18 protein-coding genes, 2 tRNA genes and 1 pseudogene are annotated in these 19,571 nt (G+C 71.8%); 12 read left to right on the forward strand and 9 right to left on the reverse strand.

The window, feature by feature from the left end; genetic code table 11:
- The first annotated feature begins 136 nt into the window (after positions 1-136).
- Positions 137-424 (forward strand): aa3-type cytochrome oxidase subunit CtaJ, encoded by a 288-nt coding sequence (gene ctaJ, locus LX83_RS09695; protein WP_253769551.1) that lies wholly within the window; start codon positions 137-139, stop codon positions 422-424.
- Positions 411-908: a DUF5130 family protein gene (locus tag LX83_RS09700; protein WP_253769553.1), complete on the forward strand. Its 498-nt coding sequence runs from the start codon at positions 411-413 to the stop codon at positions 906-908. Before ctaJ ends, LX83_RS09700 begins: the two co-directional genes overlap by 14 nt.
- Positions 909-998: 90 nt before the next feature.
- Here the strand turns inward: LX83_RS09700 and pepN are convergent, their stop codons facing one another.
- Positions 999-3,575, reverse strand: a complete 2,577-nt coding sequence (pepN, locus tag LX83_RS09705) for an aminopeptidase N (protein WP_253769555.1) — start codon at positions 3,573-3,575, stop codon at positions 999-1,001.
- Between the two features lie 320 nt (positions 3,576-3,895).
- Between pepN and LX83_RS09710 the strand changes: the two genes are divergently transcribed.
- Positions 3,896-4,525 carry a mycothiol-dependent nitroreductase Rv2466c family protein gene (locus LX83_RS09710; protein ID WP_253769557.1) on the forward strand — a complete coding sequence of 210 codons (630 nt, stop codon included), beginning with the start codon at positions 3,896-3,898 and terminating at the stop codon, positions 4,523-4,525.
- A gap of 111 nt (positions 4,526-4,636) precedes the next feature.
- A complete protein-coding gene (locus LX83_RS09715) occupies positions 4,637-6,067 on the forward strand; it encodes an aldehyde dehydrogenase family protein (protein ID WP_253769559.1) in 1,431 nt (476 codons plus the stop codon).
- A gap of 358 nt (positions 6,068-6,425) precedes the next feature.
- Here LX83_RS09715 and LX83_RS09720 read toward each other — a convergent pair whose 3' ends face one another.
- From LX83_RS09720 to LX83_RS09730, 3 genes and pseudogenes are all read right to left on the reverse strand, one after another.
- Positions 6,426-7,238, reverse strand: a complete 813-nt coding sequence (locus LX83_RS09720; RefSeq protein WP_308203954.1) for an MBL fold metallo-hydrolase — start codon at positions 7,236-7,238, stop codon at positions 6,426-6,428.
- Between the two features lie 255 nt (positions 7,239-7,493).
- Positions 7,494-7,748, reverse strand: a pseudogene (locus LX83_RS09725) (MBL fold metallo-hydrolase); the annotation flags it as partial.
- A 21-nt stretch (positions 7,749-7,769) separates the two neighbouring features.
- The gene (locus LX83_RS09730) at positions 7,770-8,471 is read right to left on the reverse strand and encodes a 2-phosphosulfolactate phosphatase (RefSeq protein ID WP_253770146.1); all 702 of its coding nucleotides are present in this window, start codon (positions 8,469-8,471) and stop codon (positions 7,770-7,772) included.
- 230 nt (positions 8,472-8,701) lie between these two features.
- Here LX83_RS09730 and LX83_RS09735 point away from each other — a divergent pair, with 230 nt between their 5' ends.
- The 3 genes from LX83_RS09735 (at position 8,702) to LX83_RS09745 (ending at position 10,475) form a co-directional block, all read left to right on the forward strand.
- Positions 8,702-9,175 carry a ribose-5-phosphate isomerase gene (locus LX83_RS09735; RefSeq protein ID WP_253769561.1) on the forward strand — a complete coding sequence of 158 codons (474 nt, stop codon included), beginning with the start codon at positions 8,702-8,704 and terminating at the stop codon, positions 9,173-9,175.
- Positions 9,176-9,199: 24 nt separating this feature from the next.
- Complete coding sequence (locus tag LX83_RS09740) at positions 9,200-9,553, forward strand: hypothetical protein (RefSeq protein ID WP_253769563.1); 354 nt, start codon at positions 9,200-9,202, stop codon at positions 9,551-9,553.
- A 103-nt stretch (positions 9,554-9,656) separates the two neighbouring features.
- The gene (locus LX83_RS09745; protein ID WP_253769565.1) at positions 9,657-10,475 is read left to right on the forward strand and encodes an Fpg/Nei family DNA glycosylase; all 819 of its coding nucleotides are present in this window, start codon (positions 9,657-9,659) and stop codon (positions 10,473-10,475) included.
- A gap of 127 nt (positions 10,476-10,602) precedes the next feature.
- Here the strand turns inward: LX83_RS09745 and LX83_RS09750 are convergent, their stop codons facing one another.
- The 4 genes from LX83_RS09750 to LX83_RS09765 form a co-directional block, all read right to left on the reverse strand.
- Positions 10,603-11,427 carry a hypothetical protein gene (locus tag LX83_RS09750; protein WP_253770148.1) on the reverse strand — a complete coding sequence of 275 codons (825 nt, stop codon included), beginning with the start codon at positions 11,425-11,427 and terminating at the stop codon, positions 10,603-10,605.
- A gap of 165 nt (positions 11,428-11,592) precedes the next feature.
- On the reverse strand, positions 11,593-11,940 hold the full coding sequence (locus tag LX83_RS09755) for a histidine triad nucleotide-binding protein (protein WP_253769567.1): 348 nt from the start codon (positions 11,938-11,940) through the stop codon (positions 11,593-11,595).
- 54 nt (positions 11,941-11,994) lie between these two features.
- Positions 11,995-12,360: a cupin domain-containing protein gene (locus LX83_RS09760; RefSeq protein ID WP_253769570.1), complete on the reverse strand. Its 366-nt coding sequence runs from the start codon at positions 12,358-12,360 to the stop codon at positions 11,995-11,997.
- Positions 12,361-12,654: 294 nt separating this feature from the next.
- Positions 12,655-12,725: transfer RNA gene (locus tag LX83_RS09765), tRNA-Gly, on the reverse strand.
- A 78-nt stretch (positions 12,726-12,803) separates the two neighbouring features.
- Here LX83_RS09765 and LX83_RS09770 point away from each other — a divergent pair.
- The 4 genes from LX83_RS09770 to LX83_RS09785 all read left to right on the forward strand — a co-directional run bounded on the left by LX83_RS09770 (position 12,804) and on the right by LX83_RS09785 (position 16,762).
- Positions 12,804-12,877: transfer RNA gene (locus tag LX83_RS09770), tRNA-Pro, on the forward strand.
- A gap of 134 nt (positions 12,878-13,011) precedes the next feature.
- Complete coding sequence (gene tig / locus LX83_RS09775; RefSeq protein WP_253769572.1) at positions 13,012-14,439, forward strand: trigger factor; 1,428 nt, start codon at positions 13,012-13,014, stop codon at positions 14,437-14,439.
- 444 nt (positions 14,440-14,883) lie between these two features.
- On the forward strand, positions 14,884-16,164 hold the full coding sequence (gene clpX / locus LX83_RS09780) for an ATP-dependent Clp protease ATP-binding subunit ClpX (RefSeq protein WP_253769574.1): 1,281 nt from the start codon (positions 14,884-14,886) through the stop codon (positions 16,162-16,164).
- 13 nt (positions 16,165-16,177) lie between these two features.
- The gene (locus LX83_RS09785; protein ID WP_253769575.1) at positions 16,178-16,762 is read left to right on the forward strand and encodes an RBBP9/YdeN family alpha/beta hydrolase; all 585 of its coding nucleotides are present in this window, start codon (positions 16,178-16,180) and stop codon (positions 16,760-16,762) included.
- Between the two features lie 67 nt (positions 16,763-16,829).
- Here LX83_RS09785 and LX83_RS09790 read toward each other — a convergent pair whose 3' ends face one another.
- Positions 16,830-17,756 carry an alpha/beta hydrolase gene (locus tag LX83_RS09790; protein ID WP_253770150.1) on the reverse strand — a complete coding sequence of 309 codons (927 nt, stop codon included), beginning with the start codon at positions 17,754-17,756 and terminating at the stop codon, positions 16,830-16,832.
- A gap of 274 nt (positions 17,757-18,030) precedes the next feature.
- Here LX83_RS09790 and LX83_RS09795 point away from each other — a divergent pair, with 274 nt between their 5' ends.
- The gene (locus tag LX83_RS09795) at positions 18,031-19,551 is read left to right on the forward strand and encodes an OFA family MFS transporter (RefSeq protein WP_253769577.1); all 1,521 of its coding nucleotides are present in this window, start codon (positions 18,031-18,033) and stop codon (positions 19,549-19,551) included.
- The last annotated feature ends 20 nt before the right edge of the window (positions 19,552-19,571 follow it).

Raw genomic sequence — 19,571 nt, forward strand, 5'->3', positions numbered from 1 at the left:
TGATTCGCCCTGATCGGGGGAGTGACACTACCCAGCGTCAACCAGGGGTGACCGGATCCTGGGACGCGGGTACGCCGGCCGGTCGAGGACACACCTGAGTCGGTGAGCTGCGCCAGGATCGGTTAACGTACCGGTCGTGACCGTCGTGGAGACCGTTCTTGTCTTCGCGCTGATCCCGCTGGCCATTTACGGCGTGATCGCGCTGATGACACTGGCGCCAAGGGCCGCTCGCAAGCCCAGGTACCGCGCTGGCCAGGAGTGGACCTTTGAGCCCGTGTGGTGGTCGGCCAACCCGGGCGGCCTGGAGCCGCTGCAGAACGTTGCCCTGGCCGCCGCCGACGCCACGCTGAATGACGCAGGCCAGGAGGGCGCGGCCGGCTCGCGGCCGGCGACCGCGCGGGGAGGTGCCCGTGGTAGCTGGTGATGTGGTGCAACGTCAGGGCGCGCAGCCAGACGCCGGCCGAGAGCTGGGCGTCGGCGAGGCGGTGACGATCAGCGGCCGGATCTCGGTCGCCAGGACCCACGTCGTGTCCCGCCCCAAGCTGCCGTTCAGCGCGGGCCAGCTGGCCAGCCTGGACGAGGCGCTGACCCTGGGCTCCCGGGAGACCGGCCTGGACTTCAGCGTCTACCTGGGTGAACTCGGCGAGGACACCCGGCAGCGGGCCGAACAGCTGCACGCCGCCATGGGACAGGCGGCCAGCAACGCCGTGCTGGTCGCGGTCTCGCCAGGGCAGCGCGCGGTGGAGGTCGTCACCGGCGAGGAGTCCCACCGGCGGCTGTCCGACCGGGGCTGCAAGCTGGCCGTGATGAGCATGGTCGCCTCCTTCCGGGAGGGTGACCTGATCGGGGGCCTGGTGAGCGGCCTGCGCATGCTCGCCGACCAGGCCGGCCCCGCACCCCGGAGCTAGCAGGACCAGAACAACGAGCAGGGCGCCGCACCAGATCCGGTGCGGCGCCCTGCTCGTGTTGTTCTCGCTGTTCTCGCTGTTCTCGCGGGGTCAGGCGCGGTCGAACTCCTGCGCCGCCAGCGCCCGGACGATGCCGGCGCGGCCCTCGGACACCAGGCGGCGCAGCGCGGGCGGGTGGTCACCGGCCAGCCACTCGTCGGCCGCGTCCACCGTGGCCTGCTCCACCGCCCACGCCGGGAACAGGCCGATCACCACGGGCTGGGCCCGCTCACTGGACCGGCGCTGCCACACCCCGGCCACGTCCTGGAAGTAGCGCCGCACGTACGGGGCGAGCAGCGCCTTCTGCCCCGGGTGGGGGAAGCCGGAGATGATCGCCTCGTTCACCGCGTTGGGCATGTCGTCGTCGAACACCGCCCGCTGCCACGCCTCCTCCTTGGCCTCCGGCGTGGGCCGCAGCGCCCTGGCCCGCTCGGCCCGGCGCTGTCCGGTCGCGGTCGCGTCGCGCTCCGCCTCGGCGGTGATGTCCGCCTCGGTGGCCACGCCGTGCGCGGTCAACGCCTGCAGCAGCCGCCAGCGCAGGTCGGTGTCCACGACCAGGCCGGGCAACACGTCCGAACCGTCCAGCCAGCCCCGCAGCACGGCCAGCGTGTCCGCGTCCAGCACCGAGTTGGTCAACGAGTTGACGTAGGCCAACTGGTGGTCCGAGCCCGGCTCGGCCGAACGGGCCAGGTCGAGCACGGTGGACACGAACCGCTGCCAGCCGGTGTCCCACCAGGACGCGTCCGCGTAGGAGGACAACGCGGTCTGGGCCTGCAGCAGCAGCCGCTGCACCACCCCGACCTCGGTCTCCGCGCCCACCCCGCCGAGCACCAGGTTGACGAAGTCGCGGGCCTTCAACTCGGCCTCACGGGTCATCTCCCACGCCGCCGACCAACACAGGGTGCGCGGCAGCGGCTCGGTGATGTCGGAGATCCGGTCGATCAGCGTGGCCAGCGAGTCGTTGTCCAGCCGCATCGTGCAGTAGGTCAGGTCGTCGTCGTTGACCAGCACGAGCTTGCCCCGGGCGGCACCGACCAGCTGCGGCACCTCGGTGCGCTCACCGGACACGTCCAGCTCCACCCGGTTCACCCGCACCAGCTTGCCGTTGTCGTCCTCGTCGTAGACACCCACGGCCAGCCGGTGCGTGCGCAGCTCGCCCCCACCCGGCCGCGCCGGCCCCTGCAGAATGGCGAACTCGGTGAACCTGCCGTTGTCGTCCACGGAGAACTTCGGCCGCAGCAGGTTCAGGCCGGTGGTCTCCAGCCACTCCGCGCTCCACCAGGACAGGTCCCGGCCGGAGGCCTCCTCCAGCGCGGCCAGCAGGTCGGCCAGGGTGGCGTTGCCCCAGGCGTGCTTGTCGAAGTACACCCGCAGGCCGGACAGGAAGTTGTCCAGGCCCACGTAGGCGACCAGCTGCTTGAGCACGCTGGCGCCCTTGGCGTAGGTGATGCCGTCGAAGTTGACCTCGACGGCCTGCAGGTCCGGGATGTCCGCGGCCACCGGGTGCGTCGACGGCAGCTGGTCCTGCCGGTAGGCCCAGGACTTCTCGATCGCGGCGAACGTGGTCCAGGCGTGCTTGTACTCGGTGGCCTCGGCCTGCGCCAGCACACTGGCGAACGTGGCGAACGACTCGTTCAACCACAGGTCGTCCCACCAGCGCATGGTCACCAGGTCGCCGAACCACATGTGCGCCATCTCGTGCAGCACGGTCTCGGCACGCCGCTCGTACATGTAGCCGGTGACCCGGCTGCGGAAGACGTAGTCCTCCAGGAAGGTCACGCAGCCCGCGTTCTCCATGGCGCCCGCGTTGAACTCCGGCACGAAGCACTGGTCGTACTTGCCGAACGGGTAGCGCACGCCAAAGGCCCGGTGGTAGAAGCCGAAACCCTGCTTGGTCTCGGTGAACAGCCGGTCCGCGTCCATGAACTCGGCCAGCGACGCCCGGCAGTAGATGCCCAGCGGGATGCTGCCCTGCTCGTCGCGGTACTCGTCACGCCACTCGGCGTACGGGCCGGCGACCAGCGCGACCAGGTAGGTCGACATCGGCTTGGTCGTCTCGAACACGTGCCTGACCGGCGCGGCGGCCGCGTCCGGCCCGGTCTGGGTCTCGACCCGCTCGGCCGGGGCGTTGGAGATCACCTTCCAGTCGTTGGGCGCGACCACGGTGAGCTGGTAGGTGGACTTCAGGTCGGGCTGGTCGAAGCAGGTGAACATGCGCTTGGCGTCGGCGGTCTCGAACTGGGAGTACAGGTACACCCCGTTGTCCACCGGGTCCACGAACCGGTGCAGGCCCTCGCCGGTGTTCATGTACCGGCAGTTCGCCCACACGGTCAGCTCGTTGTTCTCGGCCAGGTCCGGCAGGGCGATGCCGTCGTCCTCCCGGTAGGCGGAGACGTCCAGCTCAACACCGTTGAGCACGGCTCGCTCCACCGACTCGGCCACGATGTCGATCCAGGTCGACGCACCCACCTCACGGCTGCGGAAGCGCACCGTGGTTGTCGAGCGGAAGGTGGCCGTCCCGGGCTTTCCGTGACCGTCGGTGAGATCCAGCTCGATCTGGTAGGACCCCACCTCCAGCAGGTGCGCACGCTGCTGGGCCTGGTCGCGCGTGAGGTTGGGTGCGGCCACTGGTCACCTCGTCTATCGGAATGTGTTCGTCAGCGCCGCGAAGCGGCGTGAGCAGAGCGGAAGACGGTTCGGATGAACACGACAGTCGCATCCAATCACGTGTTCGGCCATCCCGTCCGGTAGCCGCCCGCGTGGCCGCCCACCGAGTCGCCCCACCCCACACCGCGGCGGGTACCCGAGCTGGCCGGTCCTCCCCCGGGGGAACGACGCCGCCGAGGGGAATGAAGAGGAACACCCACACGGTTGTGGGTAGTCGACAGCACTCGCACGAGTGGCCCAGCCGGGACCGCACCCGGCGGGGAACCAATGGGGAGAAGCAGATGACTGAAGCGCAGCAGCAGACCGGCACCAGGGCCAAGGTGGACCTCTGGTTCGACCCGGTCTGCCCGTTCGCGTGGATCACCTCCCGGTGGATCCTGGAAGTGGAGAAGGTCCGCGACATCGACCTCGACTTCCACGTGATGAGCCTGGCCGTGCTCAACGAGGGTCGCGACCTGCCCGAGGACTACCGGGCGCTGCTGGACCGGGCCTGGGGTCCGGTGCGGGTGGCCATCGCCGCCGCGAAGCACCACGGCCAGCAGGTGCTCGCCCCGCTGTACACCGCCATGGGCACGCGCATCCACAACCAGGGCAACCGGGACTTCGTCGAGGTCACCAAGCAGGCACTGCAGGACGTGGGCCTGCCCGTCGAGCTGTCCGAGGCCGCCACCAGCACCGAGTACGACGAGGAGCTGCGCGCCAGCCACCACGCCGGCATGGACCCGGTCGGCATGGACGTCGGCACCCCCACCATCCACGTGGACGGCACCGCGTTCTTCGGGCCGGTGCTGACCCGGATCCCTCGGGGCGAGGAGGCCGGCCGCATCTTCGACGGCGCCCGCCTGCTCGCCGACTACCCGTACTTCTTCGAACTCAAGCGCACCCGCACCGGAGAGCTGGACTTCTCCTGATCGAAACACCCCCGTCAGCGGGTGGTCGGCCACTGGCTCCCGCCGATTCCGCGTGACACCCTTGACCCGCAGTGCACTCGGGTGTCACACGGTCTCGGGAGGGATGGATCCATGGCGGCTCCGGTCACCACGCACACAGGCCACCTGATCGGCGGCGAACGCCGGCACGGCTCGGCCGAGCAGATCGACGTGGTCAACCCGGCCACCGAAGAGGTGATCGCCCAGGTGCCGTCGGGCACGCCCGCCGATGTGGACGCCGCCGTGGCCGCCGCGCACCAGGCGTTCCCCGGCTGGTCGCGGACGCCGGTGGACGAGCGCGCCAAGGCGGTGCGGCGCATCGCCGACGGCCTGACCGCCCGCGCCGAGGAACTGGCGGCCACCATGACCGCGGAGATGGGCACCCCCATCACCTTCGCCAGCAAGGTGCAGGTGCCCAACCCGGTGGCCATCGCCACCGGGATCGCCGAGGTGGTCGAGGCCGGCTACTTCGAGCCGGAACGCATCGGCAACTCGCTGGTGCTGCGCGAACCCGTGGGCGTGGTCGGCGCGATCACGCCGTGGAACTTCCCGCTGCAGCAGATGGTCGCCAAGATCGTGCCGGCCATCGCCGCGGGCAACACCGTGGTGCTCAAGCCCAGCGAGCTGGCCCCGCTCACCGCCGGCCTGCTCGCCGAGGTCGTGGCTGAGGCCGGCGTGCCAGCCGGGGTGCTCAACCTGGTGCACGGGGTGGGGCCGGTCGTGGGTGAGGCGCTGGCCGCCCACCCGGACGTGGCCATGGTGTCCTTCACCGGGTCGACCAGGGCGGGCCGCCGGGTCGCGGCACTGGCCGCCGACACCGTCAAGCGCGTCGCCCTCGAACTGGGCGGCAAGTCCGCCAACGTGGTGCTCGACGACGCCGACCTGGCCAAGGCGGTCAAGATTGGGGTCGCCAACTGCTACATGAACAACGGCCAGGCGTGCAGCGCCTGGACCAGGCTGCTGGTGCCGGCCGACCGGCACGACGAGGCCGTCGAACTGGCCGCCGCCACCGCCGCCAAGTACCAGCCCGCCGACCCCACCGAACCGACCACCCGGATCGGACCGGCCGTGTCCGCCACCCAGCGGGAGCGGGTGCGCGACTACATCCGCACCGGCGTGGCCGAGGGCGCGGTGCTGGCCCACGGCGGCCCGGACACGCCCGACGGGCTCGACCGGGGCTTCTACGTGCGGCCCACGGTGTTCGGCGGGGTTCGCCCGGAGATGACCATCGCCAGGGAGGAGATCTTCGGGCCGGTCCTGTCCGTGCTGCCGTACACCGACGAGGACGACGCCGTGCGGATCGCCAACGCCACCATCTACGGCCTGGCCGGCGGGGTCTTCTCCGCCGACACCGATCGGGCCATGGCCGTGGCGCGGCAACTGCGCACCGGCCAGGTGGACATCAACGGCGCGGCGTTCAACACCAGCGCACCCTTCGGCGGCTACAAGCAGTCCGGCAACGGCCGCGAGTTCGGTCGCTACGGCCTGGACGAGTTCTCCGAGATCAAGTCCATCCAGACCTGACCCGGGCGCGGCCGGCACACCAGATCAGACCGGGACCGGTCGGGCGGGTCCGCTCGCCCGACCAGTTCGGGGTTCGGCCACAGCCAGCCCGGCCCGGTCGGTCTGAACCGCGTGCGGGCGGCCTGTTCCGGCGCACGCCCCCGAGCTGATCCGGCCTGTCCCGCGTGCCTCGTTCAAGGGAACCGCTGGCCGGCTCTGGCCGGATCTGGCCGGACCTGATCGGGCCGCGCCTGGTGGCCCCTGGACGGTGGCCGCTGGGCTGGTGGGCGCTGGGCTGGTGCGCGCTGGGTTGGTGGGCGCTGGGCTGGTGGCCGGTTGGGTGGTCGACGCCTGCCTGGGCCGCGTTCGGTGGGGCCGGTCAGCCAGTGACCACTCGCGCCAGCGCGGTGCGCGTGGGCTCGGCCGGGTAGGGCGAACGGGCTACGGCCTGCTCGGCAGTGAGTTCCCCGGCCCGCACCGCGCGGCACAGTTCGGCCAGTTCGGCCAGTTCGTCGCGCTGCCGCTGGACAAAACCCCGGTCCACCGGTTCGCCGTGACCAGGCACGATCACGTCCGCCCCGAGAGCCAGGACCGCGTCCAGCACGCCCGGCCAGTCCAGTGGGTGAGCGTCCTCGAACGCCGGCGGCGCCCCCTGCTCCACCAGGTCACCGGCAAAGGTGATGCCATCGTCCGGCAGGTGCACCACCAGGTCGTGATCGGTGTGCGCCGCACCGAAGTGCGCCAGCACCACCCGTCGACCGCCCAGATCCAGTTCGGCGCGCCGGTCCACCAGTCGCTCGGGCAGCACCAGTTCGCTCGCTGCGATCCGGGCAGCCACCTCGGGCCGGCCCACCTCGGCGTAGTGCCGCGCCCAGGTCTCGCGCTGGGCCGCGCCGGTGGCCACCAACTCCGACCGACAACCCCGATGCGCCCAGATCGGCGCGGACCGGAACTCCGCAGCTCCGGAATCGAACTCTTCCGCCCCGGAACAGGGCCCATTCGTCCCGGAACTGGACACTTCCGTCCCGAAACAAGACTCTTCCGTCCCGAAAGCGGGCTTTTCCGCTCCGGCACTGGACTCTTCCGTCCTGAAATCGGGCTCCTTCGCCCCGGAACCGAGCGCCTCCGCCCGGGAGCGGCCTTCTTTCGGCCCGCGCGCGGACTGATCCGTCTCGCTGTGGATCCGCCTCACCCCAGGATGGTTTTCTCCGCGCCCGCACCGGCCTTCTTCCGCTCCGAGATGGTCGCCGTCTGTTCCAGAACGGGCGTCCGCCGTCCCGAAACGGGACTCGTGAGTTCGAAAGTGGGCCTCCTGAGTTCGGAAACGGGTCTCCTGAGTTCGGAAGTGGGACTCGTGAGCCCCGGATCGGAACTCCTGTATCGAGCGGTCGGGTCGACCCGAATGGTGCTCGCTACTTCCACAACGGAACTCGGAGGCTCCACTCCAGAATTCGGCAGCTCCAAAACAGTGGTCGAAGTGCGCGTGGGTGAACACGACCGTCCACGGCAGCGTGGTGACCGCGCGGATCGCCGCCACCCACTCGGCGCCCTGGCCCTGGTCGCCGCCGGTGTCCACGACCAGGCAGCGGTCCTGGCCGAGGACCAGCCCCAGGGACAGGTCCAGTTCCCGGTGCCTGCGGACCAGCACCCCGTCGCCGACCTCGACCCACCACCCGGTTTCCGGCGCCGCGCTCGCGTCCACGCGGCGAGGCTAGCCCAGCGGTCACGCCGGTTCGAGCACGCCGTCGACCAGCACCGGAGCCACCGCGCTCACCCCGTGCTCGGCGGCGAGCACGACATCGTCACCGTCGCCCTGTGCGATCAGTTCCCGACCGGAGCAGCAGCCCGCCAGCACCGCGACCAGGTCGCCGTCGGCCACACCCCGGTAGGCGATCGCCGCCACCTCGGCCTCCGGGGACAGCCCGGCGTGGCCGAACTCCACCAGCGCGCTGATCACCGCGCCGGCCCCCAGCAGGTCCTCGATGCCGGGGCGCAGCGGCCCGGCGACCACACCCCACCGCTCCCCGGCCGCGATCACCCCGATCGGGCCGCCCCCAGCCAGCCGCACCGCCGCCGCGGCCACCGCGCGGGCGTTGCGCAGACACCCGACCAGCACCCGGCAGCCGCCGCCGGCGGCCCGCGCGCACAGCGTCGCGCCGTTGGGCGAGGGCAGCGCCAGCAGCGTGCCCCTGGGCAGATCAACCAGCGACGACGGCCGGAGGGTCCACCGCTGCTCGCCGGCCAGCACCGCGCCGGCCGCCCGCGCCGCCTCAGCCGCCCGCTCGTCCCGCCAGGGCAGTGGCAGCACCCGCCCGCCCCGGCCGAGAGCCAGGTCCACCGAGGTGGCGAAGGACAGCACGTCCACCACGACCAGCACCGCGCACCGCCCGGCCAACGCGGTCACCCCCTCGCCGCCCCACTCCATCCGGACCCGGTGGCCCCGCTGCTGGAACACGCTCCCGACCACGTTCCACCCCGTTCTGCTCGTCCCTGCCCAGTGCGTCGAACCGGGTGACGCATCCCAGCGGATCGAACACGCGCTGTCGACCGGTTATCCCGGACGCGTCACCCGGTCGGTGGCGACCTCGATCCCCGGGCACCGCTGGCCTCGCCCAACGCGACGCTGCCCCGGAACTGATGGCAGACTCAGTGAACGTGCGCGTGTATCTCGGGTCCGACCATGCCGGCTTCGACCTCAAGGCTCACCTCGTCACGCACCTGACCGAACTCGGCCACGAGGTGGTCGACGTCGGCCCCGCGGCGTACGACGCCCAGGACGACTACCCGCCGTACTGTGTGCAGACCGCGCTGCGGGTGGTGGCCGACGAGGGCAGCCTGGGCGTGGTGATCGGTGGTTCCGGAAACGGCGAGCAGATCGCCGCGAACAAGGTGCCCGGCTGCCGGGCCGCCCTCGGCTGGAACGAGCAGACCGCCACCCTGGCCAGGGAGCACAACAACGCGCAGGTGATCGCGGTCGGTGCGCGCATGCACACCACCGAGGAGGCCCTGCGCATCGTGGACGCGTTCCTGCGGACCCCGTTCTCCGAGGATCCCCGGCACGTCCGGCGCATCCAGATGCTGGCCGACTACGAGCGGACCGGGACCCCACCCGCACTACCACCGTCCTGAGCCAACCTGAGGGGGCTGGGTGACGTGCGTGAGCAGGACCAACAACAGTCGACCTTCTGGCCACTGACCCCGCTGGTGGCGGTGTTGACCACCGTTGCCGGCGTCATCGCCCTGTACTATGCCCAGGCGGCCCTGGTGCCCGCACTGGGCGGCGGCTGCGACGAGAACGCCCGCCCGGCCTGCGGGCTGGGCATCGGTGTCCAGCTCATCGGCTACGGCTTTGGTGTGACGTGCGTCGCCATGATCGCCGGGGTCGTGGTCGCGCTGCGCCACAGAACCGATCCGCGCGGCGCGGTGCTGCGCCGGGGCCTGCTCGTGGCCGCCGGCTGCCTGGTGCTCTACGTGGTGCTGTCCGCGGTCGCCTGGCTGTCCGGCTGACGCCCGGCCCCGCCCACCCCGGGCAGCCGCCACCCGGCCGCCCCGCGCCCGGCGGAAGACCTCGAAGACCTCCCCGACGAAAGCGACGGTAGAAGAACACCGCATGCCAGAAGGACACACCCTGCACCGGCTCGCCCAACTGCACCAGCACCGCTACGCGGGTGCCGCGGTCGAGGTGACCAGCCCCCAGGGCCGGTTCGCGCGCGCCGCCGCGCAGATCGACGGGCGGGTGCTGGCCCGGGCCGAGGCACACGGCAAACACCTGTTCCACGTCTACGGCCCGGACGCGGTGGTGCACGTGCACCTCGGGCTGTACGGGACGTTCACCGAGGCGCCTCGGCCGGTGACCGAACCGGTCGGCCAGGTGCGGATGCGCATGGCCGGGCAGACGCACTGGACGGACCTGCGCGGCCCCAACACCTGCGAACTGCTCACCGACGCCGAGGTGGAGGCGCTGCGCAACCGGCTGGGGCCGGACCCACTGCGGGCGGACGCCGAACCGGACCGGGCGTTCGCCAGGCTCTCCCGCTCCCGCCAGCCCGTGGCCGTGCTGCTGCTCGACCAGTCGGTGCTGGCCGGCGTGGGCAACGTCTACCGGGCCGAGGTGCTGTTCCGGCACGGCGTGGACCCGCTGCTGCCCGGTCGGCAGGTGAGCGCCGAGCTGTGGCAGCGGCTGTGGGCCGACCTGGTGCTGCTCATGCGGGAGGGGGTGCGGGTCGGCCGGATCGACACCGTGCGCCCCGAGCACACCCCGGAGGCCACCGGCCGGCCCCCACGCCAGGACCGGCACGGCGGCGAGGTCTACGTCTACCGCCGCACCGGGCAGCCGTGCCTGGTGTGCGGCACCCCGGTGGCCACCCGCGAGCTGGCCGCACGCAACCTCTACTGGTGCCCCACCTGCCAGCCGGCGCACCGGGGCTGAGCCAGACCGGACAGCACGCGCACCAGCCGGCGCGCGGCCCAGTGACGTCGACTGGACAGGACACCCGGAAAACACAGCGGCTGGCCGGGAACGCGTCCCGGCCAGCCGAGGAGAACTCCCGCTGGTCCTACCAGTCGCCGCCGCCGAAATCGCCACCACCGAAGTCGCCGCCGCCGAAGTCCCAGTCGCCGCCGCCACCGTCGGCGAAGCTCCAGTCGCCGCCGCCCGCGTCGCCACCGACATCCCCACCGGCGTCGCCACCCGCGTCCCCGGCGTCGCCGCCGTCAGCCTCGGCGCCGTCCTGGTAGCCCTCGGCGTAGGCGGCGTTGAGCGCGTCGGCCGGCACCCCGGACATGCCCGAGAACATCGCGTCGAACAGCAGGAACGAGCCAACCCCCCAGGCGCCGGCGACCAGCGCGGGCTTCCACCACGGCTCGCTGTACCAGCCCTGCGGCACCGGCCGCCCGGCGACCATGCCACCCGGGTAGTAGTGCGGGGTGCGCGCGCCCGGATCGGGGGACGCCTCGTACTGGTGGCCCTCCACCTCGACCTTGCGGTGCTCGCTGACCTGGCCAGCCCTGCCCTGACCGGTCAGGTCCGGCAGCTCCGGGCCAGGGTCGAGGCCCATGGCCTTGCGCGCGGCGCGCACGTAGTACAGGCCCTCCATGGCGGTCTGGGTGACCAGCTTGCACTGCGCGGGCGTGGTCGCCTGTTCCATCTGCGAGCCGGCCGCGGTGTACCGCTCCGACGCGTCCGCCAGCGCCTGCTTGGACGCGGGGTCGGTGCCGGTGAGGTTCATCACCTGCCCGCCCAGCCGCTCGACCCACCTGCGGGCGTCCGCCTTGGCGTCGTCCAGCTCCTTCTGCCGGGCGGCGGCCTTGTTCTTCGCGTACATCAGGCCGCCGCCGACCACGATGACGATGAGCGCGATCAGCACCACAGCGGTGACCACGGTTTCCTCCAGGATGTCCAGCGGCCAATCTGCCGCCGTCAAATCGGACAACGGTGACGCTACCGATCTGGTTCCCGATGCGGGGCGACCACCAGCCGGTGAGCTGGGCGCGCCGGGGACACCGCGCGTGCGGGCCCACCCGGGCACGGGCAGGTCAGCCGCCGGTCAGCCCGGCGGCCAGGTCATCCGCCGGCCGCCGAGGACGTGGCAGTGGACGTGGAACACGGTCTGACTGGCGTCGGCGCCGGTGTTGAACACCAGCCGGTACCCGGAGGTGTGGATGCCGGCGAGCGTGGCCGCGGTGTGCGCCGCCGCCAGGACCTCCCCGGCCAGGCCCGGGTCGGCCTCGACCATGGCGCCCACGTCGCGGTAGTGCCGCTTGGGAATGGCCAGCAGGTGGGTTGGCGCCTTCGGGTCGATGTCGTGGAAGGTCAGCACGCTGTCGGTCTCGTGGACCACCCTGGCGGGCAGTTCCCCCGCCACGAGTCGACAGAACAGGCAGTCGGCCGTCACGGCCGCCCATCGTAGGGCCGGGGGCGGGCCCGCCCCCGGGTGCGCCGCCGAGGGTCAGCGCGGCCGCGCGTACCCGCCGTAGCCGGTCCAGTCCACGATCACGCACGGCTGGTCGCCCACGACCCAGGCGTCGTGCCCGGGCGGGACGGTGATCAGGTCGGCCGGCCCGAACTCCTCCTCGGCGCCGTCGTCCATCCGGACCCGCAGCCGGCCAGAGATCACGTAACCGACGTGGCTGGCCGTGCAGCTGTCCGTCCGGACGATCGGCTTGACGTGCTTCGACCACTGCCAGCCCGGCTGGAACGTGCCCCGGCCCACCACGCCAGCCTCGGTGTGGACCAGGTCGAGGCGGCCCTTGTCGTCCTCGAACGGACAGACCTCCTCGGGCGAGTCGAAATTCCGGCGATCCAGACCAGCCACGGCGGCCCTCCCCGCGCACGAACCCCGCAGCACCCGACCCACTGGGGCACCCGACCCTCTGGTGCTCCCCGATCCTGCGGGGCATCCCGATCCTGTGGGGCACACGAACCCCTGGACTCGACGCTAGGCGCGGCCACCGCCCGCTGCTCCGCCACCGCGCGCCAGGGGCACCCCACCCGGGCGATGGCCGGCGGGCCGGCCGGCGACGAGGTGGTGGGAACCGGGCCCGACACGCACGAGGGGCGCCTCCCACGAGTGAGAGACACCCCTGCTGGCGTGCTGCGACGTACGCTGAGCGGGTGACGGGAATCGAACCCGCATGACCAGCTTGGAAGGCTGGGGCTCTGCCATTGAGCTACACCCGCGTGCACCCCGATCGACGGGGTGCGCGAACAAGCCTAGCGTGTCGCGCTACGCTCTTGTCACACCACCCACGGGTGGGGCGGGCTGTAGCGCAGCTTGGTAGCGCATCCGCTTTGGGAGCGGAGGGTCGCAGGTTCAAATCCTGTCAGCCCGACTTGCGGGGCTGCGGCCTGTCGCTGGGGGTATCCCGCGGCAGGCCGCAGGCGTTCACCCGGATGTACTCGCCTAAACTCGGGCGGCGTCCGCACGTGGTGTAGGGCGGGCGAGAATCGAAACGAGGAGACCACGTTGAAGAGCACCGTCGAGCACTTGAGCCCGACGCGGGTCCGGATCAACGTCGAGGTGCCGTTCGACGAGCTCCGGCCGAGCTTCGACCGGGCGTACCGGAAGCTCGCCAAGCAGGTGCGCATCCCCGGGTTCCGGCCGGGCAAGGCGCCCGCGCGTGTCCTGGAGACCCGGCTCGGCCGCGGCGTGGTGCTCGACGAGGTGGTTCAGGAAGCCATCCCCGCCAAGTACCTGGAGGCCGTGAACAGCGGTGAGGTCCGCACCCTCGGGCGCCCCGACTTCGAGGTGACCAAGATCGAGGACGGGCAGTCCCTGGAGTTCACCGCCGAGGTCGACGTCCGCCCGGAGATCACCGTTCCGGCGTTCGGCGAACTCTCGGTCACCGTGGACGACGTCGAGGTGACCGACGAGGACGTGGCCACCCAGCTCGACGAGCTGCGGGCCCGCTTCGGCACGCTGACCGGCGTGGACCGGCCCGCCCAGCAGGGTGACTTCGTGCTGATCGACCTGGCCGCCACGGTCGACGGGGAGGACGTCGAGGACGCCCGCACCTCCGGGCTGTCCTACGAGATCGGCTCCGGCCAGCTCATCGAGGGCATCGACGACGCGCTCATCGGCACCTCCGCCGGCGAGACCAAGACCTTCACGACCACCCTGGTCGCCGGCGAGCACGCCGGCCGCGAGGCCGAGGTCCAGGTGACGCTGACCAGCGTCAAGGAGCGCCAGCTGCCCGAGGCCGACGACGAGTTCGCCCAGATGGCCAGCGAGTTCGACACGCTGGAGGAGCTGCGCGCCGACCTGCGCGAGCGGCTGGCCAGGGTCAAGCAGATGCAGCAGGGCGTGCAGGCCAGGGACAAGGTGCTGGACGCGCTGCTGGAGACCGTGGACGTGCCGCTGCCCGAGGGCGTGGTGCAGGGCGAGATCGACGTGCGCCGCCACGACGCGGTGCACCCGTTCGACCACGACGAGGACCGCTTCGTCGAGTGGCTGGAGCAGCAGGGCCAGACCAAGGAGCAGTTCGAGGAGGAGATCCGCGAGTCCTCGGAGAAGGCCGTGAAGACCCAGCTGGTGCTGGACTCCATCGCCGACGCCGAGCAGGTCAGCGTCTCCGACAACGAGCTGACCGAGCGGATCATCTACCAGGCGCAGCGCTTCGGCATCAGCCCGGACGAGTACGTCCAGCGGGCCCAGCAGTCCGGCCAGCTCGGCGCCATCTTCGCCGATGTCCGGCGGGGCAAGGCGCTGGCCTCGGTGGTGCGCCAGGCCACTGTGACGGACGCCTCGGGCAACACCGTGGACCTCGACGAGCTGTTCGGCGAGCCCAAGGCCGAGCAGGCCGAGACGGCCGACGCGGAGGCGACCGACGCCACGCCGGCCGCGGCCGGCGAGACCGCGGCGGAGTCGGCCGAGGGGTCGACCGACAAGCAGTGAAGCCTTGAGCGAACGCGGGCGGTGTCGGCCAGTCGACGCCGCCCGCGTTCGTTAAGGTCGGTGGTGGGAGATTCGCGTCGGCGCTGACCGTGACCTCGCCACAGCCGGGGTAGCCCGCGCCGGAGCGGCTCTCCTGGAAGCCGACAGACAGCACAACGGACAGCGCGTGCGGGACTCGGCGGGGTGGGCGCGGCCCATTCCACCGGGCGACTGAATCGATGTCCTCCGACACGCCGAGCGGGCCGCACTTCCCGGGCGGTTCGGCGTGGCGGGGGCAGGCTGGTCCTCCCGCCCAGCCGGGGTGGGCGGGTACCGTCGAGAGCAACGCGCGAGACTCGCGGGTGCGGCCGGGACAACACCACACCCGGACCACCGCGGTGTTGAGCTATCAGGACAGCCAGGCACACCAACCCGGTGTGCCGGAGGGGACAGAGGTCAGCGGTCATGGCGCGTATCGGTGACGGCGGAGACCTGCTGAAGTGTTCTTTCTGCGGGAAGAGCCAGAAGCAGGTGAAAAAGCTCATCGCCGGCCCCGGCGTGTACATCTGCGATGAATGCATCGACCTCTGCAACGAGATCATCGAGGAGGAACTCGCCGAGGCGGGCGACGTCAAGCTCGACGAACTGCCCAAGCCGGCCGAGATCCACGAGTTCCTCGACCAGTACGTGATCGGCCAGACCGAGGCCAAGCGGACCCTGTCGGTGGCCGTCTACAACCACTACAAGCGGGTCCAGGCCGGCGACCGCAGCCGCGAGGGCCGGGACGACGGCGTCGAGCTGGCCAAGTCCAACATCCTCATGCTCGGGCCCACCGGCTGCGGCAAGACCTACCTGGCGCAGACCCTGGCCAAGCTGCTCAACGTGCCGTTCGCCATCGCCGACGCCACCGCGCTGACCGAGGCCGGCTACGTGGGCGAGGACGTGGAGAACATCCTGCTCAAGCTGATCCAGGCGGCCGACTACGACGTCAAACGGGCCGAGACCGGGATCATCTACATCGACGAGGTCGACAAGATCGCCCGCAAGAGCGAGAACCCGTCGATCACCCGGGACGTCTCCGGTGAGGGCGTCCAGCAGGCCCTGCTGAAGATCCTGGAGGGCACCACCGCCAGCGTGCCGCCGCAGGGCGGCCGCAAGCACCCGCACCAGGAGTTCATCCAGATCGACACAACGAACGTGCTGTTCATCGTGGCGGGCGCGTTCGCCGGGCTGGAGAAGATCATCCAGGACCGGGTGGGCAAGCGGGGCCTCGGCTTCGGCGCGGAGATCAGGGCCAAGGCGGAACTGGACTCGGCGGACTACTTCAGCGAGGCCATGCCGGAGGACCTGATCAAGTTCGGGCTGATCCCCGAGTTCATCGGCCGGCTGCCCATGGTGGCCAGCGTCACCAACCTGGACAAGCCGTCCCTGGTCAAGATCCTCACCGAACCGCGCAACGCCCTGGTCAAGCAGTACCAGAAGCTGTTCGAGATGGACGGCGTCGAACTGGAGTTCACCAAGACCGCCATGGAGGCCGTCGCCGACCAGGCCATCCTGCGCGGCACCGGCGCGCGCGGCCTGCGGGCGATCATGGAGGAGGTGCTGCTGCCGGTGATGTACGACATCCCCAGCCGCACCGACGTCGCCAAGGTCGTCATCACCGAGCAGACGGTCAAGGAGAACGTCAACCCGACGATCGTGGCGCGCCAGCCCAGCCGGCGCGAGCGCCGCGAGAAGTCCGCCTGAGCGGGACACCCAGGTGAACCTGCCCTACGTGCTCCTCGTGCACGGCCTGGACGGCTCCGGGCCGGGCCACTGGCAGAACTGGCTGGCCGGGGAACTGGCCAGCCGAGGCGGACAGGTGGAGATCCCCCGGTTCACCGACCCGGACCGGCCCGAACTCCACACCTGGCTGACCGAGCTGCGCGAACACCTGGCCGCCGCACCCGCCGAGGGCCACCGGGTGGTCATCACCCACTCGCTCGGGGCACTGCTGTGGCTGCACCACTGCGCCCGCCAGCCCGACCCGGCGCTGCGGGTCGACCGGGTGCTGCTGGTCGCCCCACCCGCCTCGGACGTGGCCGAGCCGAGGGTGCGCTCGTTCCTGCCGCCACCACTGGACCCGGCCGGGCTGCGCCGCGCCGCCGGAGGGACCCGCCTGGTCACCGGCACGGGCGACCCCTACTGCACGGACCAGGCCGCCGCGGCGTACGCCGCCGCCCTCGGCGTGGAGCACGACGTCATCCCCGGTGGCGCGCACCTGAACATCGACGCCGGCTACGGGCCGTGGCCGGCCGTGCTGTCCTGGGCCCGCACCGGCCACACCCCGCTGGTCGGCCGCTGACCCCGACCGGGCCGCGCCCGGTGAGTGACCTCTCGGGAGCGGGTCGCGTGCCCACGTGGGCCGGCCCTCACCCGCGCAGCCGGGAGCCCAGGAAGCGGACCACGTCCGGGGTGATCTTGCGGTAGAAGTTCTCGTCGTGCCCGCCCGGCGTGACCGACGCCACGGCCGGCCTGGCCGCCCGGATGAACTGCCTGGTGCCGGTCACGAACTGGTCGCGGTTGCCGATCCACACCCCCGTGGGCACCGAGCCGAGCCGGTCGACGTGACGCAGCGGGTCCAGCGCCGCCCACGCCGCCTCGTTGGCGAACGCGTGCCGCTTGCTCATCTCCTGCCAGGAGGTCATCAGCCCGGGGGAGATCACCGCCAGCGCCCGCAGCGGCTGGCCCTGCTCGTTGCGGCGCCTGGCGTACACCAGCGCCCCGAACCCGCCCATGGACACGCCCGCGCAGGCCACCGGCAGACCGCCTGCCCCGCCGAAGCCGCGCTCGGCCAGCCAGCCGGGCACCTCGGTCAGCAGCATGGCCATCGGATCGTCGCCAGGCACGTTCTCGTGCCAGTAGTTGTTGCCGCCGTCCACGGCGACGAACGCGAACGGCGGCACCACCCCGTTGACCACCGAGGTGGCCAGCACGTCGGCCAGGCCGCCCACCGGGGCGCGGCGCGCGCTGCCGTTGAGGCCGTGCAGCAGCAGCACCACCGGCAGGCCCTCGGCCGCGACGTTCGGCGGCAGCACGGTGAGCAGGTCCACGTCCTGCCCCCTGGCCGCCGAGCGCACCCGCTCCAGCCTGGTCACCGCGCGCCGGCGGGTGGGGGTGGGACCGGCCGCGCCCAGCGCCTCCCGCAGGGCCCGGCCGGCCGGGGCCGAGCTGGTCGCCGTGCCGACCACGCCCACGGTCACCAGGCCGGCGATCCCGGCCGAGGTCAGCAGGGACCGGCGGGTGAGCCGGCGCCGCCCGATCGGCGGCCCGTCGACCGCGGTCGGCAACGGCGGCATCGGGCCGGGCCTGGGCGGCTGGGCCCGGCCGGCCCCGTCGTCCTCGTCGGTGTCCTCGCTCATCGTCCCCCCAGTGCGTCTCGTGCCTACCCAGAGGACGACGGACCCCCGATGTGGGTTCCCCGACATCCGTTTTCTGGCGTTCCCGCCGGGTGCGGTGTTGCCGCCGCCAGCGGCCGTTCCCCGCGTGGCGCTGACCGCTCGGCGTCTTCTCCGTGACCATCGCGACGTCGCGACCATATGTTGCGCAGCGCAGCCACGACGGAGGTGTCGCATGAGTGTTGGATTTCTCAGCCGGTCGCGCACTGTCGCCCGACCCGGCTGGAGCCGGTGGCTGGTGCCGCCCGCGGCGCTGTCCGTGCACCTGGCCATCGGTCAGGCCTACGCGTGGAGCGTGTTCAAACCGCCCCTGGAGGGCGCGCTCGACCTGACCGGCACGCAGAGCGCGCTGCCGTTCCAGTTGGGCATCGTGATGCTCGGGCTGTCCGCCGCCTTCGCCGGCACCCTGGTGGAGCGCAACGGCCCCCGCTGGGCGATGTTCGTCTCGGCGGTGTGCTTCTCCACCGGGTTCCTGGTGTCCGCCCTGGGCGTGGCCACCGGACAGTTCTGGCTGGTGGTGCTGGGTTACGGGGGCATCGGCGGGGTCGGGCTGGGCATTGGCTACATCTCACCGGTGTCCACACTGATCAAGTGGTTCCCGGACCGGCCGGGCATGGCCACCGGGATCGCCATCATGGGGTTCGGCGGGGGAGCGCTGATCGCCTCGCCGTGGTCCACCCGGATGCTGGACGCGTTCGGCCGCACCACCACCGGCATCGCCCAGGCGTTCACCGTGCACGGCCTGGCGTACGCGGTGTTCATGTGCCTGGGTGTGCTGCTGATCCGGGTGCCGGCGCCGAGCTGGCGGCCGGCCGAGGGGCCTGGCGCGGCACCGGCGCGGCCGGTGCGGGCGCGCACGGTCAGCGCACCGGACGTGTCGGCCGCCCGCGCCCTGCGCACCCCCCAGTTCTGGCTGCTGTGGGTGGTGCTGTGCGTCAACGTCACGGCCGGCATCGGCATCCTGGAGAAGGCCGCGCCGATGATCACGGACTTCTTCGCCGGCACCCCCACGCCGGTGGCCGCGAGCGCCGCCGCCGGTTTCGTGGCGCTGCTGTCGCTGACCAACATGCTCGGCCGGTTCGTCTGGTCGACCACCTCGGACGTGATCGGCCGCAAGAACGTCTACCGGCTCTACCTCGGGGTCGGTGCCCTGCTGTACCTGGTGATCGCGTTGGCCGGGAGCAGCTCGGTCGTGCTGTTCGCGGTGTGCGCCATGCTCATCCTGTCCTTCTACGGCGCCGGCTTCGCCACGGTGCCCGCCTACCTGAAGGACCTGTTCGGCGGCTACCAGGTGGGCGCCATCCACGGCCGGCTGCTCACCGCGTGGTCCACGGCGGGTGTGCTCGGGCCGCTGATCGTCAACGCCATCGCGGACGCGCGCAAGGCCACCGGCCAGACCGGCCCCGCCCTCTACACCACCGCCCTGTACGTCATGCTGGCGCTGCTGGTGGTGGGGTTCGTGGCCAACGAGCTGATCCGCCCGGTGTCCAGCAGCCACCACGAGGCCGATCACCAGCCCGCGGACGGCGCCGACGCACGGCCGGTCGCGGAACCCGGGCCCGGCCAGGCAAGGGCCGGCGGCAGCCGTCGGGTCAGCCCGGTGGCGCTGGTGCTGGCCTGGGCGTGGGTGGGGCTGCCGTTCGGCTACGGCCTCTACGAGCTGATCCGCAAGGTCACCCAGTTGTTCACGGGCTGAGCCGAGCGCGCGCCTGCTCC

It is taken from the genome of Goodfellowiella coeruleoviolacea (assembly GCF_024171785.1).
In the GTDB taxonomy this organism is placed as follows: Bacteria; Actinomycetota; Actinomycetes; order Mycobacteriales; family Pseudonocardiaceae; genus Goodfellowiella; species Goodfellowiella coeruleoviolacea.

What these genes read in the sequence shown, in the direction of transcription:
- clpX (WP_253769574.1), top strand. Translation starts at nt 14,884, where the DNA reads ATGGCGCGTATCGGTGACGGCGGAGACCTGCTGAAGTGTTCTTTCTGC.
- LX83_RS09790 (WP_253770150.1), bottom strand. Translation starts at nt 17,756, where the DNA reads ATGCCGCCGTTGCCGACCGCGGTCGACGGGCCGCCGATCGGGCGGCGC.
- LX83_RS09715 (WP_253769559.1), top strand. Translation starts at nt 4,637, where the DNA reads ATGGCGGCTCCGGTCACCACGCACACAGGCCACCTGATCGGCGGCGAA.
- LX83_RS09710 (WP_253769557.1), top strand. Translation starts at nt 3,896, where the DNA reads ATGACTGAAGCGCAGCAGCAGACCGGCACCAGGGCCAAGGTGGACCTC.
- LX83_RS09730 (WP_253770146.1), bottom strand. Translation starts at nt 8,471, where the DNA reads ATGGAGTGGGGCGGCGAGGGGGTGACCGCGTTGGCCGGGCGGTGCGCG.
- LX83_RS09795 (WP_253769577.1), top strand. Translation starts at nt 18,031, where the DNA reads ATGAGTGTTGGATTTCTCAGCCGGTCGCGCACTGTCGCCCGACCCGGC.
- LX83_RS09745 (WP_253769565.1), top strand. Translation starts at nt 9,657, where the DNA reads ATGCCAGAAGGACACACCCTGCACCGGCTCGCCCAACTGCACCAGCAC.